Consider the following 14,609-nt stretch of genomic DNA (forward strand, 5'->3'; position numbering starts at 1 on the left):
CGATGCAGGCGCTGTGCCTGGAGCCTGCGTTACTACGGGGTCAGGGTTTGGCGCGGTCTGCGTTACGTTCGTCGGCTGGTTTGCCGGTGCGTCGGTCGTGGGCTGGTCGGTCATTGGTTTCACCTGTCAAAATGGAAAGGGAATGGGTGATCAGCTTCCTGATCTGGAAGCCGACATGCTGCTTTCCGGCTGCGAAAGAGCTGTCTCGCTCGCCGCCGTGCTCTGCGGGCATCCATGCCATTTGGTGCATGCCGCAAATGTGGAGGATCGCCCCGAGGGCGCGCCTCTGTTGGTCCTCGTTCGCAACGCCGGCAGCGAGCGCCTGAAGCGCCACGCAGTCAGTCCTGCGGATTTCCATGTCATTCCGGGGCATCTCATTGTCAGGACGAACCGTGACCGGATGCCAGGGGCGATACAGCTTCTGGCTCATTGGCCGAGCGCCGCCCGGATCGACTGGCCTGCATCACCAACCTGAGCGGCAACCGCAGCGCCGTTGCTGACTTGCTGCATCTCCTGCTGGTCAGCCATGGCCTGTTGCGCTTGCTGGCGGTTTGCAGCAGCCTGTTCAGCATCAATCAGCCAGTCGGCCCGACCGTTCGGCACCGCGGCGAAGGCGTCTCGGAACATGGTCCGCGTGTCGACCTCGCCGGCAAGCGACGGATCGATCTGGACACCAGCCTGCAGAACACCAGCGCTTTCCTGAAATGCGTTCAGGACTTGCCGGTCGCGAGCTTCCTTCAGCGCGTTGTTGAACTCATACTGAATGTGCTGCCCGAGCATGATGTCGGGCATGTCTTCTGGGATGCCACTCCGATCCACCGGGCCATAGCCACCGGCTCGCATGACCTTTTCCGTCGTCAGGTCGAGAACCGCACCTGTCCATTCATGTTCGATCGGGCCGAACAGCGGCATGGCGTTGCGGATCCATTCCTGGACGCGCTGCGCTGCCTCGTAAGCCGTCATCGTCTTGTCGGCCTGGGCGATCGGCTGCAGCTTGCTCAGGAAGAAGGCATCACCGAGCTGGTTGCGCTGGTCGTTGATCAGGTCGATGCCGAGGCCGACATTCTTGCCCAGGTCGAGCACGCGCAGTGCCGCCCCCAGGCGTTCGTCATACTGGCTGTCGATGAAGGTGATGCCGTTGGCGCCGAGATCGACCGGCGACAAAAGCGCATCCTGGGTGGCGACCAGCGGCGGGTCGACCTGCTTTTCGCCGGCCTCGATGATGGTCATCTTCATGCGTTGCAGCATGCGGCTTTCGGTCAGGCCGATCGAGGCCGCCGTCGACACCGCGTAGAACTTGCCCGACAACAGCCACCAGCGCGGCACGACATAATCGAAGGTGAAGGCCGGCAGTTCCTGCAGGATGGTGCCGTCTTCGGTGACATAGACGTCCGCCCACTTCGCACCCTTCGGAAACTTGCGGTGCGGCTCATAGAGGTCTAGCGGAATGAAGATGTGACGGACCTTGAACGTCGTCTTGATGTCGTTGTTCTGCAGGGCGTTCTTCACCGGCTGGGGAAGCTTGGCCTCGCCGAACAGATGGGCCATGGCCGCCGCCGTCATGTCGCACTTGCGGTGGACATGATTGACCTGGCCGTCCGGCCCTTCCTGCCCGGCCATGTGCTTCGGGTGGTGGCACCGGTAGAGCAGATTGTCCCGGTTCTTGTTGTAGCTGACCTGTAGCCAACCCATGCCGAACGTCGCAAAGTCATGCTCGACCTGCTGTGCGGCGCGGCGAAACCCGCTGTCACGTGAATTCAGGATCGCGCTGTTCACGTCGGTCATGAATTCGAGGAAGGACGCAGCACTACGATCCCGGCCGACGCGCTTATTCGAAGCCGCTGCCTTGAACCACTGGCGACCATCAGGACGCACCATTGACCCGATCTGGTCGCCAAGCTCACGCCGCATCAGCACAGGCGTAGCGTCTGTCAGGTGGGCGGCAAACTCCTGCCCGTAGACGATGTCGGTCGTGAAGTCGGCACGCTCAGGAAACAGGAATTCGGCGATTTCCTGATACAGGCTGTCGAGCGCGCCCTTCGCAGAGAAGAGACGACCATCGATCGCCATCAGGTCGCGGCCTGCTTGATCGCTCATCAGCTCGCCCCGAGGGTTCCGCGCGAGAACTCCCGCCCGATGGTGCCAGGCACCTGCGCAAGGCGATCAGTCGCCGCGCTGCTCTTCGCCGCCGGGGCCAGCGAACGCGTCCGACTACGCTGGCGCTTGGCCAACGGGTCTTCCGGGTCCGGCATCGTTGCCGGCGGCTCCGGCTCAGGCATCTGTTGTTTCTTACCGAAAAGTCCGCTCATCAGCGTTTCCCTCGCAGTTTGGCCTTCAAAGCACTGTTGGAAGTCACGGACTGAAGCCGCATCCTTGATTGTTCCCGCCGCTCTTGCGCGGCCTTCGGACGCTTGAGCCCGCCGATGCTCGATGCCGACAGCATGATGGTCGTGTCACCCTTGTCGGGCGAGCGTCCGAGCTTTTCGCGCATCTGCTCTTTCGGAAGGACGATGATCTCTTCACCATCGCCACGGGCCCGGATTTCGTACCGGAAGGCGGCCAGATCGGCTTCAAGCTCTGGATCAGGAGGAAGCGCGATCCGCGAGAGGTAGGCCGGGTCGAGCTGTTCACGGAACTGCCAGACGGCTTGCGCCCTGAGATTGTAGAAGCCGTACATCCCTTCACGGGTTGATGACGCCGAGGGATTGCCGCCCTTGAAGCCGAAGCAGTCGACATCGGCATGGGCAAGCTGGGTGAGCGTGTCGCCGCCATAGCCACCGCCGGCATCGACCACGACGCGGCAGCGGTCCCGCATTTCCTTGATGATCAATCCCGCAGCAGTCGGCCCGTCTGGCGTATCGCTGCCGGGATAGCTGGCAAATGGCGAGTACCACCAATCGCGCCGGCTCTGGATCTGCGTCTTGTCGGGTCCGCCCTGTGCGATGTCAGCGGCTACGGCAGTCATCGGTAGTTCGGGCGGCGTGCTGATCCACCGTGCTTGCGCTTCCCGTATCCACTTGGTCGGGATCACTTGCCAAGGATCGTCCTTGCCATCTGGTTCGAATGAGCCATAGCGGAGGCGTTCTCGGATTTCGTCGGGCAGGCTTTCGAGTTGCGAGGCGTACCCCGTCGCCATCAGGTCGGGATTGTCTTCCAGCATCGAGCGGATGAAGGTCCGAGACCGTGGCCGCTCACCCCTTGGCCCTACATAGTCCGCTTCGACTTCCCGGTCCTCGCCGTCGATCGTCGTGAACCACCGTAGTTCACCAGACGCTGCGGGGTTCGGGTGGCTCTTGTCCAGCCATGGCGACCAGTACCGAACGACCCACATGCCTTCGGCTGATGTCGGCGGGTTGCCAGTGCAGACCACACGGCAGCGGCGTCCCTGCGCATCGCGAAGCCAACCGATGATGTAGCGATACTGGGTTTCCGTGAACTGCGTGATTTCGTCGAACGCTTTCAGGCGGTGCGCGCGGCCCTGATACTTTTCCTTGTCCGCCTCATGGGGAACGCCGCCCAGCTCTATTGTCCCGCCTGTCGGGAGACGCCACACATGCGACTGACTGTTGTAGCCGTCGCGAGTGCCCAGCATCCGGGCTAGCTCGTCCTCAATGCCTTTGAGCTGGGTTGCCTGCCTGCGGAGGATCAGCGCTGGCTGGTACTCTTCCAGCCCGAGGCCGCAAATCAGCGTCGTCTTGCCGCCACCGGCCGCGCCGCCATAGAAGGTTTCGTCCGCTTCCGAGAACCATGCATCCGTTTGCGGGCCGGGGTTCGGGATCATGTAGCGGCCTGCCGAGGCTTCCACCGCCTTGTCGATGACTTCCTGCTTTGCTTCCGGCGGCAGCGCATCGAGAGCGGCCAAGACCTCACTGAGCTGCATTCTTCACGCCCTGTGCCAACAGGAAGGCCACGCGCCGCGCTATGTCATTGCTGGAGAGTTCATCCGTTGGCACGAGAGGCGCGCCACCTTTGCCGGTCACTTCCGCCTTCTCGACAAGCAGGCCGTGCAGCTTGGCCTTGCCCATGATTGCCGAGACAGCAGCCGAGGCGCCTTTCTCGTCGCCCATCGCCTTGATGCGGGCCAGTTCAAGCTCTCCGGTCAGCGTGCCGATGGACACCATTGCGAGGTCGCGGGCTTCCTGCTGGAGTTCCTTGACCCTTGCGGCAACCTTGGGCTTGGCGAGCAACCGGCTTGCCTCGCTCCAGACGGTTTCCGGCTTGGTTTCAGCGCCCACGTCATGCGAACGCCGGTAGGCTTCCGAGCCGTTGCCTGTCTCGACATAGGCGAGGGCGAACGCCTCCTGCTTTGCAGTCAAATCAGACATTCTGGTTAGCATTCCTGTAGCTGCGACGAGCGAGGGGAGGCCGATCAGCAATGAACCGGGCAACCCGCTCGACAGTCGGCAAAAGTGGTGGGAGGATGCGCACCTAGCAAAGGGAGAGCTACATGGATTTTGGGAACAGGCTCAGGGCAAAGCGCGATCAAGCAATCAATGATGCGAAGAAGGCTATGGATGACGCGAAGTCCGCCTCTGCAAAACAGAAAGAGGCTGAATACGAACAGACAATCACTTCAATTCTTGCGCTTCTGTCGGAGAAGAGATTGGAAGAATTGGTGGAGCGCGAAATCGCGGCGCCACATGTGAATGGCATTCCTACCAAATTTGCGTTTGCCATCAGCCCGACTGAGTTGGTTCCTGTAAAAGTTGGCCCAGATGGAAAATTGTCAAATTCCAGTCGCCCTGCCTCTCCCCACGGCCTTCCTTTCCCATCTGTAATGCCAGGAGCTGTGATCCGATCGGAAGAAGTGAAGCAGCGCCAGACGGAACTCCGGGCTGCTGGCGTGAAGGTCGATTTCCAAGCGGGTCGCCCTCAAGGTCCTTTGGTGTTTATCATCGATATCGGCGCATAAGGCCCATGCCTGTTTCCGAACGCGAGCCACATTCGCTCGGACAACCATTGGTGAGATAATTGCTTCGGCTGTTCATGAGAGAGGAACAGCCATGACCTTTGCGGAAGCCGTCTATTATCTCACCGGAGCGGCTCTCAATCTTTATTTGATCGGAAGCGGATTAGCGTTGTGGTGAGGACTCAGGACGCATCGTTCCGGCGGGCGGGGCGGCGATCTGCCCCCGCATTGCTCCGGCGTGTGACTCTCAGGCCCCGCACAGGCGAGCAAATCGCCATTTCGTTTCGGGTCCGAAATTAACCTACCTTGCCCAAGATTTCAAGGGGCGCCCTCGCCTTGACCTGGCGGCCAAACATTTCGAGCATGAAGACCACTTTGGCATCGTCAGAAGCGGCAACATGGCCTTTGATACCCGCAAGGGCGCCGTCCAGCACCTTGACCTCAGAGTTTACCGGCACGCGCCCGTGCACGCGCATCTCATCATAGACGCCTGCATCCTGTGCTTGCCTGATCGCCCGCACTACGTCGTCTCCTATCGAGAAAGGTACGCCCCCGGAATTCCGCAGAACGTGTGACACGCTCTCACAGCCGAGCACCCTGCCCCAATGTTCCGAACCCAATACGAAGATGTATCCACTCAAGAGCGAGAAGTACCGGATCGACCACCCCTTGTTTCGCCTGTGCTGGAACTCTTTGCGGAAACGCGGCACGTACACCGTTTGCCCAAGGCTAATCATTTCCTCTGCGGCTCGTAGCTCATGCGATGGTCGGGCGAGAACAATGTGCCAGGTTGGCAGATCTTGGTTCTGAAGCTGATTGGTCATCCACGCCCCCTTTTCCGATCATAAAGCAATCGCTCGCTGAATTGCCGTTTCTTGTTGTCGATGTGGCCCTGCCGCTGGCCCTCGACCACCGTGGCCGATGGAACGTCACACCGTTCAGCAGTTTCCCGAGCGGCTTCCTCACTTGGGTAGATCCAGTCATCCCAAGGATGATCGCCGGACATGATGATCCAGCCCTTTCTCACGTGTTCGCGATTGAGGGTCATGTGCCCACCCATCTTGGTTCGCTGCGCGTCGCAGCCTTGGTGCGAACTTTGAACTTCAATCGTCGTCCCTCCAATATAGCTTGTAGGGCTTCGGTTTGCGGGAGATTTCACCACCTCGATATTCGTACGTTCCGTACTCTGCCTTGCGGACTAACGCGGTTAGGAGATGAGAACTCAACACGGTGCCTATAGGGCGATATTCCATCACATCGCCCCACCAATGCTTCGACGGAGGTTCAGTGCGGTACCATTCCCCGTTCCACCGAACGAACCGATGCCTTCCGAAGTCGGATAAATCCGCCCGCCGCAGCTCACAGATCATTCCTTCCGGTTCGGACGCCGCAAGCGCTATGGCCCGCCACGGGTTTTTAGCTTCGGCAGCTTCTCGCGCCCTGCGTTCTGCTATGGTCACGGCTTGCTCCCTTCAACTTGGTCTATTGCGGGGCCGGCCGCCGCCCTAATGCGGTCAAACACAACCAACGAAAAGGCCTCCACTTGTTGACGAATCTCTGCCTCATCGAGAATGCCACTCACCTGCATTTGGCCAATCAAGCGGTTCACCGTCGTGCCCCAAAACCGATCAGCCGCAGCACCGTGACGCTTTAGGAGCACCTGCACGATGTCGCGGATAAGCGCCTCCTGTCGACTTGCCGGGAACGGAACGACGGTTCCGGGTTTGTTACAAGTCTGTTCCATCACCTAGCCACTCCCATGCGGTCAGATACTTCCTCTACGTCGTGCGAGAGGTGGTCGTCGTTAGCGCTGATGCTCTTGAGGGAAGCCGACATCGGAGGACGAGCCAACATTTGAGCCGCCGAGCCAAGCGGGGATGAGACAACTGTGTCGCCACTAGAAGTAATAATACCTAGTCGCGACGCAACTGTCGCACGGCGGCGATACCATTGAGCGCGCGAAATCCCCTCTGCATCCCAAGGGCGAGTCTTGGAAAGAGAGTTTTCGCGACTTTGGACCCCTGCCGCACGACGCTTGCCCTCAAGCCGCTTACGATCCCGCTCTCGCTTGTAATTGCGAGCGATCCCCTTCCGAATTTCTGTCGGCACGTCGCATGCGCCGATAGAGCGGAATTCTTGGGCCGTGCGCTCCCAGAGGGTAACATTCAGAATGTGGGCGACCTCATCGGCGGCAAGGTCTAGGCGCCGGCTTCGTAGAGCGTGAAGAATAGGCCGGAGAACGGTTGCCGCCTGGGGCAGCACCCACGGGCACCAACGGCTACACCAGCCACGAAGAGCCACTTCAAAGTCCAAATGCTTCTGCCGGCAATGTGCATTCAGCGCGTACGCTGCCGCCTTGATGAACAAGTCGGCGTCGTCGGTTTCCGGTATGATCTGGCCGTGTCGAGCAACGATCAACTGTTCGATCTCGCGCAGTCGAAGCACATTGACGCTGAAGGGCGACTTGGTTTCGAAATTCGCCCTGGACGACAAGATGCACTTGCCGAGCTTGACCTTGCCGGTGCGATGCTTTTTCAGCCGCGCGGCGGCGGTGGGGCTAATTTTAGCGTCGAGGGGACGGGCCATCAGATCGCCCTCCCCTTGATCAAGGTAGCCTCACGTATCGCCGCGACAGCCTCAAGCAATGTCAGGCCGAACCGCTGCCGGAGATCTGGAACTATCGGGTGCGGGGGCGACTTTTCGGTGGCCAGCCAGTTGGCCGCCACCGCAACGTCACGCGTTAGGTCATGTGACGTCACGTGACGTAACGGGGGGATCGAAGGAGCCGTCATTTAAGCAGCCCCTTCGACTTAGCCGTCATAAGTGCGGTGGTGACGGCAGCGGCATATTCTTCGAGCTTATCGAGTTTGATAGCGAAACCGTCCTTGCCGGGGCGCATCGCCCCATCGGCGGTTTCGAAGAAGACACGCGTGTTGAACACATAGGCGCCAGCAAAGAAGTCCAGAGAGACGCGTATTTCATCGCCTCGCAGGTTCTTCCGCATCGACGCAATCGGCATCGATGTTTTGCTCATGCAGCGGCTTGCCTCGAATCGTCGAGAATGCGCACCGGCGACTTCAAACGGTAAACCGCGTGGGATCCTGGGAATTGTCCTCCATGGGCCTCGTGCTCTGTCTCAATCACCAGTTCATATTCGTGACGTAGCAGATAGACGAAGTGCGCGAGACGCAGGCCCGCCGTGAAGTCGGCCGCGCTGCAGCCCGCTGGACCGGCCTTTACAAGCTCGTTCAGCGCCCAGCCGGCACGGCCAGACACAACGATATGGCGCTCGTGGGCAGTGTCCCCAGGGTGAACCATGACTGTTAGTTGAAACTTGCCCTGCCCAGTTTTTGTTTGTGGGAGGGGCGATTTGCTTGCTATGCATGTCATGCTGATAGCGACTCCATGGATTTCAGAGAGTTTCGTCAGTTTGGGGAGATGAGCGGTTCTGTTTGGCGACTGGCCGCTCATCTCTACGCAGTTTGGGGGATTGCTCATGCGGCCTCCTGATCTCGAACCGCAATCTTATCGGCGATCCAGGCCTCTACCTCCGACAATACGAAGGCTTTGCGGGCACCGTCATCATCGCCACTCAGCCGAAGGGGCTTTGGGAATTTGCCCGCCTTGGACTTGAGAAAAATGGAAGTCCTGCTCAGTGAGGTAAGACGGCAGGCTTCCTTAATGCTGATCAGCCGAAAGTCACGACCGGCTGTGTTCATTCATGACACCCTCAAATCAGTTTCGACATTGCTGATAATACTGTTTCAGGGGGTCGCGACCAAGCCCACGCAACCCGTCCCAACCGGAGACTGCCAGTTATCCACAGGCCTGAATGCCTAAATAGCTGAATTAATTGCGGTTTTTGCATTCCGCGAAACGGCTAAAATAAGGCTTGCCGTTCTTGATCAGTTCCCGTTTTTGACTTTTTATGTTCCGCCTCGGGTAAGCGCTTGTTTTTATTGGATAATACTTGCGAGATGCGCGCCCCACCGGTCTAGCGCTTCCCGCTTCTCGGTGTCGTAGGTCGCCCTATTATAGATGCCAGCCACGCCTGCCTTGAAGCCGCTGATATGGTTTAGAACTGCCTCGACGATGTGGGGCATGATCCCGATGTTTGCCATGCCGGTTGCAACCGTCCGGCGGATGTCGTGCGGTGTCCATCGTTCCTTGCCAACCTGCAGCTTCAGACGCACAGCCTGAGCAATAGCGTTGCTCTCTACCGGCTCACCCGTCCGGGTGAATAGCGGCGCATCGTCTTCATCGTCCGCGGCGTTAACAGCATCGGTGATGATGGCCAGGGCCGCGGATGAAAGCGGCACAACATGGGTCAGTTCATTCTTGGTGCGCCCGCTTGGGATCGTCCAAGAACCTCGCGACAGATCGACTTCAGACTTGCGCATTCCGCAGACTTCCCCGGAACGCTGCCCGGTGAGGAAAAGGAGGCGCAGGATGTTCGCCGTGACCGGACTGACTGAAGCCGATGCAAGGCTGCCCCACGCTAGTTTGACCTCGTCATCTGAAAGCACCCGCTCCCGACGGGTCGGCTTGCTGCGAGCTTTGACGCCGGCAATAGGAGACGTTGGCAGATACCCATCGTCTACAGCCCAATTGAAGAATTTCCGAAGAACCGCATGGATGCTCCGTGCCTGAGCCTTGGCCCCGGCTGCCGACTTGGCGTCAATGATGTCGAGTACGTCACGCCTCGATACGGCAACGCCTTTCATGCGACCTATCGATGGATAGACCTCAGATTTCAGAATGCGCTCGTCTTCTTCCCACGTTCGCTTGTTCGGCTTGGCGTAGATCTTGATGTAAAGCTCGCCGAGGTCTGCGATGGTGGCGGCCGTCCGTCGTGATCGCTTAGCCTGGGCAGGGTCTTCGCCGTCTGCAGCGGCAGACATGGCTTTAAGCGCCTTCTTTCGCGCCACCTCAAGGGAAACGGCCGGATATCGGCCCAGCTTGACACGCTGCCGGGCATTGTCGCTCTCTCTGGTATAGATTAAGTTCCAGGTCTTGGTGCCCGTGGGCGCCACCCGGAGCGATAGCCCTACGAGTTGCGTGTCGAAGTAGTCTGTACGCGCCTCTACCGAGACACTGGCGACGAAGCGATCAGTCAGTTTCAGTTTCGGCAAAACGTCGACCTACTGATTTCTTGGGGCGATTATCCAGTTGGGTACGGCATGGGTACGGAAATGTCAAAACTGCATGACACGTCCTTGAACACTGATGAACAGATTTCCCCAATGATTCTGCCGATTTTCGGCGTGTGATGATGTCTATTCTGTTCAGAGGCGTTCGGCCAGAAACGCGCTTTTAATCAGTAGGTCCAGGGTTCGAATCCCTGCGCGCTCACCACCTTCAACCTTGTACAGCCCGAAGACATAGGTAACAGTTTGTACCTAAGACATGGGTGACAACCTCGTGCCGAACGGGTTGTCGATGGTCTGCAGGGTCCTCTGTTCGAGGTCGATATAGCCAAGATCATAGTGCATGAAGGAGACGAGCCAAATGGCGTCATCGACTTCAGTGATTCCGAGCCTCTGGCCGGCGAGCACGGTCGAGATATTGATCTTCTTGCGGTGCATGCAGATGCGGCCACAGGCGGTGACGAGGATGTCGCGGTCATGGAAGGGGTAATGCAGGTCTGGCAGCCCCTCATAGGCTCTTGAAGAGGGCTTATAGAGTTCGTCCGGCACCTTCATGCCGATCGCTTGGTGCGGTCGTTCGGCATTGAATTCGCTGACGAATGCATCGAACCTGGCCTGCTGCTGTAGAATGTTCATGCCCGGCGGCCGGGTCGTCTCCTGCTTGAGGGTCCGGTGCATACGCTCATGCCTGCCGTTCTGCTGCGGGTTGCCGGGTTTGATGCGCTCGATGTCGATGCCCAGCCGCAGCCAGAAGACCGAGAGCCTGGACAGATTGTAGAGCCCGTTGGGAGAGGCGAAGGGCAGCCCGTTGTCGCTTCTGATCGCCGCCGGCAGGCCGCGCTGCTTGAACAACCTCACGAAGGCTTCGACGACGGGCACCTCCCGCGTTGATTCGAGGGCTTCGCACAGAAGGATCATGCGCGAGGCCTGGTCAGTCACCGTCAAAGGGTAACAGTACTGGCGATTGCCGAGCCTGAACTCGCCCTTGAAATCGACACACCACAGATCGTTGGGGCAGCATGCCGCCGACAGCGGCGTGCCCTCGGCCTTGCAGCGCCGCCTCTGACGGGCGCGCGTGACAAGGCCGTGGCGGTCGAGCACGGCATGGACCGTGCTCGTCGACGGCAGCCGAACGTCGCCGGCCAGCTTGCGCACCAGAAGCTCACGGATCTTCCTGGCGCCCCAGTGCGGCTTGTCCTTCTTGGCCTTCACAATCGCCTGCTCGATCTGACAGGGCAGTTGGTTGGCATAGCGGACCGGCCGCCGTGACCGGTCGGTCAGCGCCTCCAGGCCGTCGTCCTTGTAGCGGTTGAGGATCTTGTAGCCGGTCTTGCGGGAAATCCCGAACTCTCGGCACACATCACTCATGCCCTCGCCATCCAGAAGCCGCGCAACAAAACGAAGACGTTCCTCCATCACCGAACTCTCCTTCCACGGCATCAACACCTCCGGCCAAAAGCCAAAAGTGTTACCCATGTGTCCGGTACGAAACGTCACCTATGGCTCGGGTCGCTCAACCCTTACAGATCAAGGTCTTCAGCGTTGTCGGCTTCCGTGAACGGAAACGGAACGAGGGAGAAAAGGCAGAGGCGTGGAGAAACTTTTCTCGCACGGCGTTTCCGGCTTGTTCATGCGGAAACGGGTTCAGCGAATGTTGAGTGCTTCTTGTTGAGTACGTCCCGGATGCTAGCCTCGTTGAACGAGGCGCCGAGGAAGTCGAACAGACCGCGCAGTGCTGACGCGTTACGGGCGTAGTCATCGTAGTGAACGTGGAAGACGTCAGATGCACCTTCCGACACAAATTCCCGCAACGTGACGTCAGCATCGGTGAACTGTTCGGACGCCATGCCCATGCCAGTGCGGGTAGCGCTGGCTATCGTGTTGTCCAAACTTCTCATGTTCACGATGAACGCCGGATGACGAAAAATCGGCGAGCAAAATCGATCGTTCGCCGGAATGCCTCGTGTTCCATGACTGCGTACCGGATTTCCTTGAAACCGATCACGCTTGCGCCACGACAAGGCATGCCTGCGGCCGCAGGTGGCATTGGCAGTTCGATGCGGAAAATGCTGTGACGCAGAAAGGTGAGCGCCCAGGGATTCGAACCTTGGATCTGCTGATTCCGTCTCGCCGCCCCAGGAACAATTGTCGTCTCCCGCCGTTATGCCCGTGAAGGAACATCCGCTTTACGAGGAAACGATCATGAACAAATTCATCTCAAGCGTCATGGCAACGGCCATCGCGGCTTCATTTGCGGTGCTGCCTGTGGCCGAGGCGATGGCGGCGCCGGCCTTCGTGCCCAAAGCTCCCCAGGCCGACACGGCTATCCAACAGGTCCAGTATGACGGCTACTGGAAAAAGCGCCGTGTGATGCGCAGCGACAGCGCCAGCCATTTCCGCGCACCGCGCAGCGGTTTCTATCGCGAACGTGGCGACGTGGTGTATTTCAATGGTCATCGCGGTTATCGCGACTACCGACCCGGCTATCGTCGCCACAACAATTTCTGGTTCCCGGCAGGCGCCTTCATAGCGGGTGCGATCATCGGCGGCGCCATCGCCAACCAGCCCCAGCCCCGCTACGTCCAGCCGAGCCGCTACAGCAATGCGCATGTCCAATGGTGTTATGACCGCTACCGGTCCTACCGGGCCTATGACAACACCTTCCAGCCCTATAACGGGCCGCGCCAGCAGTGCTATTCGCCTTACTAGGCACGCTGACGCTCAGGCGCGCTCACTCAGGACCCGCGCTCACGGCGCGGGTCTTTTCGTTTCGACGAGTTGCACGTCCGATTCCGCACAGATCTTGCGGATGCTGGGAATGTCGCAATGGTCGGTGATGAAGGTGTCCATTTGCGACAGATGCGCGATGCGCACCGGTGCGGTGCGCTCGAACTTGGTCTGGTCGGAGACAAGGATGACGTGGCGTGCGTTGGCGATGATTGCCTGCGCCACCTTGACTTCGCGGAAGTCGAAGTCGAGCAAAGCGCCATCATGGTCGATCGCCGAGGCGCCGATCACCGCATAATCGACCTTGAACTGGCGGATGAAGTCGACCGCCGCCTCGCCGACGATGCCACCGTCCGAGCCGCGCACCACACCACCGGCGATCACCACCTCCATGTCAGGGTAGACCCGCATCCTGTTGGCGACGTTGATGTTGTTGGTGATGACCATCAGCCCCTTATGGTCGAGCAGCGCCTTGCCGACGGCCTCCGTGGTCGTGCCGATATTGACGAACAAAGAGGCGTTGTCGGGAATGATGCGCGCCGCCGCCTGGCCGATCGCGTCCTTCTCGTCGGCGGCAATCTTGCGCCGCGCCTCATATTCGAGGTTCTCGATGCCAGAGGGGAATAGCGCCCCGCCATGGATGCGGCTCAACAGCCGCTGGTCGCAGAGATCGTTGAGATCCTTGCGGATCGTCTGCGGCGTCACCTGGAAATGGCTCGCCAGGTCGTCGACCAGCACGCGTCCGTTGTCCTTGGCCAGTTGGATGATCTCGGACTGGCGCGGCGACAGATACATGATGAGCGTTCCCTGAATTTCGTTTTGAGCAACGATAGGCCAGAACGAAAGCAGTGAAAAGGCACTTCGAAAGTCACATCGAAGCCGCATTGGTCGAATATCCGGCCTCCGCGGGATGTGGAACAAATGCGGTTTCGGCCTTGAAATCCGCGCAGCGATCGATTACCAACCTGCCACCCAGGCCGGGCCCCTCTGGCAGTCACCATGGCTGCGATGTCGGACTGGAGTTTCCAATCCGGCGGCCTGGCTCAACATGCATTCACCACTCAGCACGTCCTGATTCTTGCTCGACCGGAGCCATCCCGGTGCGGCAGATCATGTCTGCAAGCCACGCCGCCCTTGCTGAAAGCAAAGGGTGCCATATGACAGAATTCTTTACCCCCGAGGCCCTGACCGCCCTCTTCCAGGTCATCATGATCGATCTGGTTCTGGCCGGTGACAATGCCATCGTCATCGGCCTCGCCGCCGCGGGCCTGCCCAAGGACCAGCGCGCCAAGGCGATCTTGGTCGGTATCATCGCCGCAACGGTGCTCCGTATCGGCTTTGCCGCTGCAACGACCCAACTTCTCCAGATCGTCGGCCTGCTGCTCGCCGGTGGCGTGCTGCTTCTGTGGGTGTGCTGGAAGATGTGGCGTGAACTCCGCCACAGCCATGCCGAGGAAACCCAGGCCGTCGAAGCCTTGTCCGACCAGGATATCGACAAGGACGGCAAGGTCGCGGGTACCGCGCCGCGCAAGACCTTTGCCCAGGCCGCCTGGCAGATCCTCATCGCCGACGTCTCTATGTCTCTCGACAATGTGCTGGCGGTTGCAGGCGCCGCGCGCGACCACCCGAATGTCCTGATCTTCGGCCTGGTGCTGTCGATCGCGCTGATGGGCGTTGCCGCGAGCTTCATCGCCAACCTGCTGCAGAAGCACCGCTGGATCGCCTATGTCGGCCTGGTCATCATCCTCTATGTCGCCGGTGAGATGATCTATCGCGGCACGATCGAGGTGCTGCCCTACATCCAGGGCGCCTGACACATCGCCTGA

Annotated in this window: 19 protein-coding genes; 3 read left to right on the top strand and 16 right to left on the bottom strand. The window is 59.6% G+C overall.

The annotated features are described in order from the left end of the window. Positions 1–40 precede the first annotated feature (40 nt). The 5 genes from N7E70_RS18250 to N7E70_RS18270 are packed head-to-tail and all read right to left on the bottom strand — an operon-like array spanning position 41 to position 4,325. Positions 41–430, bottom strand: a complete 390-nt coding sequence (locus N7E70_RS18250) for a hypothetical protein (RefSeq protein ID WP_263007226.1) — start codon at positions 428–430, stop codon at positions 41–43. Next, positions 427–2,097 carry a portal protein gene (locus N7E70_RS18255; protein WP_263007227.1) on the bottom strand — a complete coding sequence of 557 codons (1,671 nt, stop codon included), beginning with the start codon at positions 2,095–2,097 and terminating at the stop codon, positions 427–429. The genes N7E70_RS18250 and N7E70_RS18255 overlap by 4 nt, the downstream gene beginning before the upstream one ends. Next, a complete protein-coding gene (locus tag N7E70_RS18260; protein WP_115732652.1) occupies positions 2,097–2,309 on the bottom strand; it encodes a hypothetical protein in 213 nt (70 codons plus the stop codon). Before N7E70_RS18260 ends, N7E70_RS18255 begins: the two co-directional genes overlap by 1 nt. Beyond that, complete coding sequence (locus tag N7E70_RS18265) at positions 2,309–3,880, bottom strand: terminase family protein (RefSeq protein WP_263007228.1); 1,572 nt, start codon at positions 3,878–3,880, stop codon at positions 2,309–2,311. The genes N7E70_RS18260 and N7E70_RS18265 overlap by 1 nt, the downstream gene beginning before the upstream one ends. Next, positions 3,867–4,325, bottom strand: coding sequence for a terminase small subunit (locus N7E70_RS18270; protein WP_263007229.1), 459 nt, complete (start codon positions 4,323–4,325; stop codon positions 3,867–3,869). The genes N7E70_RS18265 and N7E70_RS18270 overlap by 14 nt, the downstream gene beginning before the upstream one ends. 122 nt (positions 4,326–4,447) lie before the next feature. On the opposite strand from N7E70_RS18270, the gene N7E70_RS18275 reads away from it, so the two are divergent. Then, positions 4,448–4,912, top strand: a complete 465-nt coding sequence (locus tag N7E70_RS18275) for a hypothetical protein (RefSeq protein ID WP_263007230.1) — start codon at positions 4,448–4,450, stop codon at positions 4,910–4,912. A gap of 293 nt (positions 4,913–5,205) precedes the next feature. Here the strand turns inward: N7E70_RS18275 and nusG are convergent, their stop codons facing one another. The 10 genes from nusG to N7E70_RS18325 form a co-directional block, all read right to left on the bottom strand. After that, the gene (nusG, locus tag N7E70_RS18280; RefSeq protein ID WP_263007231.1) at positions 5,206–5,733 is read right to left on the bottom strand and encodes a transcription termination/antitermination protein NusG; all 528 of its coding nucleotides are present in this window, start codon (positions 5,731–5,733) and stop codon (positions 5,206–5,208) included. After that, positions 5,730–5,957, bottom strand: a complete 228-nt coding sequence (locus N7E70_RS18285) for a hypothetical protein (protein ID WP_263007232.1) — start codon at positions 5,955–5,957, stop codon at positions 5,730–5,732. The genes nusG and N7E70_RS18285 overlap by 4 nt, the downstream gene beginning before the upstream one ends. A gap of 408 nt (positions 5,958–6,365) precedes the next feature. Beyond that, complete coding sequence (locus N7E70_RS18290; protein WP_263007331.1) at positions 6,366–6,653, bottom strand: DUF6074 family protein; 288 nt, start codon at positions 6,651–6,653, stop codon at positions 6,366–6,368. Then, the gene (locus N7E70_RS18295; protein WP_263007233.1) at positions 6,653–7,495 is read right to left on the bottom strand and encodes a hypothetical protein; all 843 of its coding nucleotides are present in this window, start codon (positions 7,493–7,495) and stop codon (positions 6,653–6,655) included. Before N7E70_RS18295 ends, N7E70_RS18290 begins: the two co-directional genes overlap by 1 nt. Before the next feature lie 202 nt (positions 7,496–7,697). After that, positions 7,698–7,943 carry a PC4/YdbC family ssDNA-binding protein gene (locus tag N7E70_RS18300; protein ID WP_263007234.1) on the bottom strand — a complete coding sequence of 82 codons (246 nt, stop codon included), beginning with the start codon at positions 7,941–7,943 and terminating at the stop codon, positions 7,698–7,700. Continuing rightward, positions 7,940–8,407: a winged helix domain-containing protein gene (locus N7E70_RS18305; protein ID WP_263007235.1), complete on the bottom strand. Its 468-nt coding sequence runs from the start codon at positions 8,405–8,407 to the stop codon at positions 7,940–7,942. The genes N7E70_RS18300 and N7E70_RS18305 overlap by 4 nt, the downstream gene beginning before the upstream one ends. Continuing rightward, on the bottom strand, positions 8,404–8,628 hold the full coding sequence (locus tag N7E70_RS18310) for a helix-turn-helix transcriptional regulator (protein WP_263007236.1): 225 nt from the start codon (positions 8,626–8,628) through the stop codon (positions 8,404–8,406). Before N7E70_RS18310 ends, N7E70_RS18305 begins: the two co-directional genes overlap by 4 nt. Positions 8,629–8,865: 237 nt before the next feature. Further along, positions 8,866–10,041: a tyrosine-type recombinase/integrase gene (locus N7E70_RS18315; protein ID WP_263007237.1), complete on the bottom strand. Its 1,176-nt coding sequence runs from the start codon at positions 10,039–10,041 to the stop codon at positions 8,866–8,868. A 267-nt stretch (positions 10,042–10,308) separates the two neighbouring features. Continuing rightward, on the bottom strand, positions 10,309–11,496 hold the full coding sequence (locus tag N7E70_RS18320; RefSeq protein ID WP_067956582.1) for an IS481 family transposase: 1,188 nt from the start codon (positions 11,494–11,496) through the stop codon (positions 10,309–10,311). 188 nt (positions 11,497–11,684) lie between these two features. Continuing rightward, positions 11,685–12,077, bottom strand: coding sequence for a hypothetical protein (locus N7E70_RS18325; RefSeq protein ID WP_263007238.1), 393 nt, complete (start codon positions 12,075–12,077; stop codon positions 11,685–11,687). Between the two features lie 181 nt (positions 12,078–12,258). Between N7E70_RS18325 and N7E70_RS18330 the strand changes: the two genes are divergently transcribed. Next, positions 12,259–12,765, top strand: coding sequence for a BA14K family protein (locus N7E70_RS18330; protein ID WP_263007239.1), 507 nt, complete (start codon positions 12,259–12,261; stop codon positions 12,763–12,765). A 39-nt stretch (positions 12,766–12,804) separates the two neighbouring features. Here the strand turns inward: N7E70_RS18330 and N7E70_RS18335 are convergent, their stop codons facing one another. Then, on the bottom strand, positions 12,805–13,578 hold the full coding sequence (locus N7E70_RS18335; RefSeq protein WP_067962218.1) for a DeoR/GlpR family DNA-binding transcription regulator: 774 nt from the start codon (positions 13,576–13,578) through the stop codon (positions 12,805–12,807). 362 nt (positions 13,579–13,940) lie between these two features. On the opposite strand from N7E70_RS18335, the gene N7E70_RS18340 reads away from it, so the two are divergent. After that, positions 13,941–14,597, top strand: coding sequence for a TerC family protein (locus tag N7E70_RS18340; RefSeq protein WP_067962220.1), 657 nt, complete (start codon positions 13,941–13,943; stop codon positions 14,595–14,597). The last annotated feature ends 12 nt before the right edge of the window (positions 14,598–14,609 follow it).

Origin of the sequence: Aminobacter sp. NyZ550 (genome assembly GCF_025628925.2) — a bacterium.
In the GTDB taxonomy this organism is placed as follows: domain Bacteria; phylum Pseudomonadota; class Alphaproteobacteria; order Rhizobiales; family Rhizobiaceae; genus Aminobacter; species Aminobacter ciceronei.

Coding starts and splice junctions, on each gene's coding strand:
- nusG (WP_263007231.1), bottom strand. CDS start 5,733: ATGACCAATCAGCTTCAGAACCAAGATCTGCCAACCTGGCACATTGTT.
- N7E70_RS18320 (WP_067956582.1), bottom strand. CDS start 11,496: ATGCCGTGGAAGGAGAGTTCGGTGATGGAGGAACGTCTTCGTTTTGTT.
- N7E70_RS18300 (WP_263007234.1), bottom strand. CDS start 7,943: ATGAGCAAAACATCGATGCCGATTGCGTCGATGCGGAAGAACCTGCGA.
- N7E70_RS18295 (WP_263007233.1), bottom strand. CDS start 7,495: ATGGCCCGTCCCCTCGACGCTAAAATTAGCCCCACCGCCGCCGCGCGG.
- N7E70_RS18330 (WP_263007239.1), top strand. CDS start 12,259: ATGAACAAATTCATCTCAAGCGTCATGGCAACGGCCATCGCGGCTTCA.
- N7E70_RS18335 (WP_067962218.1), bottom strand. CDS start 13,578: ATGTATCTGTCGCCGCGCCAGTCCGAGATCATCCAACTGGCCAAGGAC.
- N7E70_RS18260 (WP_115732652.1), bottom strand. CDS start 2,309: ATGAGCGGACTTTTCGGTAAGAAACAACAGATGCCTGAGCCGGAGCCG.
- N7E70_RS18275 (WP_263007230.1), top strand. CDS start 4,448: ATGGATTTTGGGAACAGGCTCAGGGCAAAGCGCGATCAAGCAATCAAT.
- N7E70_RS18270 (WP_263007229.1), bottom strand. CDS start 4,325: ATGTCTGATTTGACTGCAAAGCAGGAGGCGTTCGCCCTCGCCTATGTC.
- N7E70_RS18290 (WP_263007331.1), bottom strand. CDS start 6,653: ATGGAACAGACTTGTAACAAACCCGGAACCGTCGTTCCGTTCCCGGCA.
- N7E70_RS18305 (WP_263007235.1), bottom strand. CDS start 8,407: ATGAGCAATCCCCCAAACTGCGTAGAGATGAGCGGCCAGTCGCCAAAC.
- N7E70_RS18265 (WP_263007228.1), bottom strand. CDS start 3,880: ATGCAGCTCAGTGAGGTCTTGGCCGCTCTCGATGCGCTGCCGCCGGAA.
- N7E70_RS18250 (WP_263007226.1), bottom strand. CDS start 430: ATGAGCCAGAAGCTGTATCGCCCCTGGCATCCGGTCACGGTTCGTCCT.
- N7E70_RS18310 (WP_263007236.1), bottom strand. CDS start 8,628: ATGAACACAGCCGGTCGTGACTTTCGGCTGATCAGCATTAAGGAAGCC.
- N7E70_RS18340 (WP_067962220.1), top strand. CDS start 13,941: ATGACAGAATTCTTTACCCCCGAGGCCCTGACCGCCCTCTTCCAGGTC.
- N7E70_RS18285 (WP_263007232.1), bottom strand. CDS start 5,957: ATGACCCTCAATCGCGAACACGTGAGAAAGGGCTGGATCATCATGTCC.
- N7E70_RS18255 (WP_263007227.1), bottom strand. CDS start 2,097: ATGAGCGATCAAGCAGGCCGCGACCTGATGGCGATCGATGGTCGTCTC.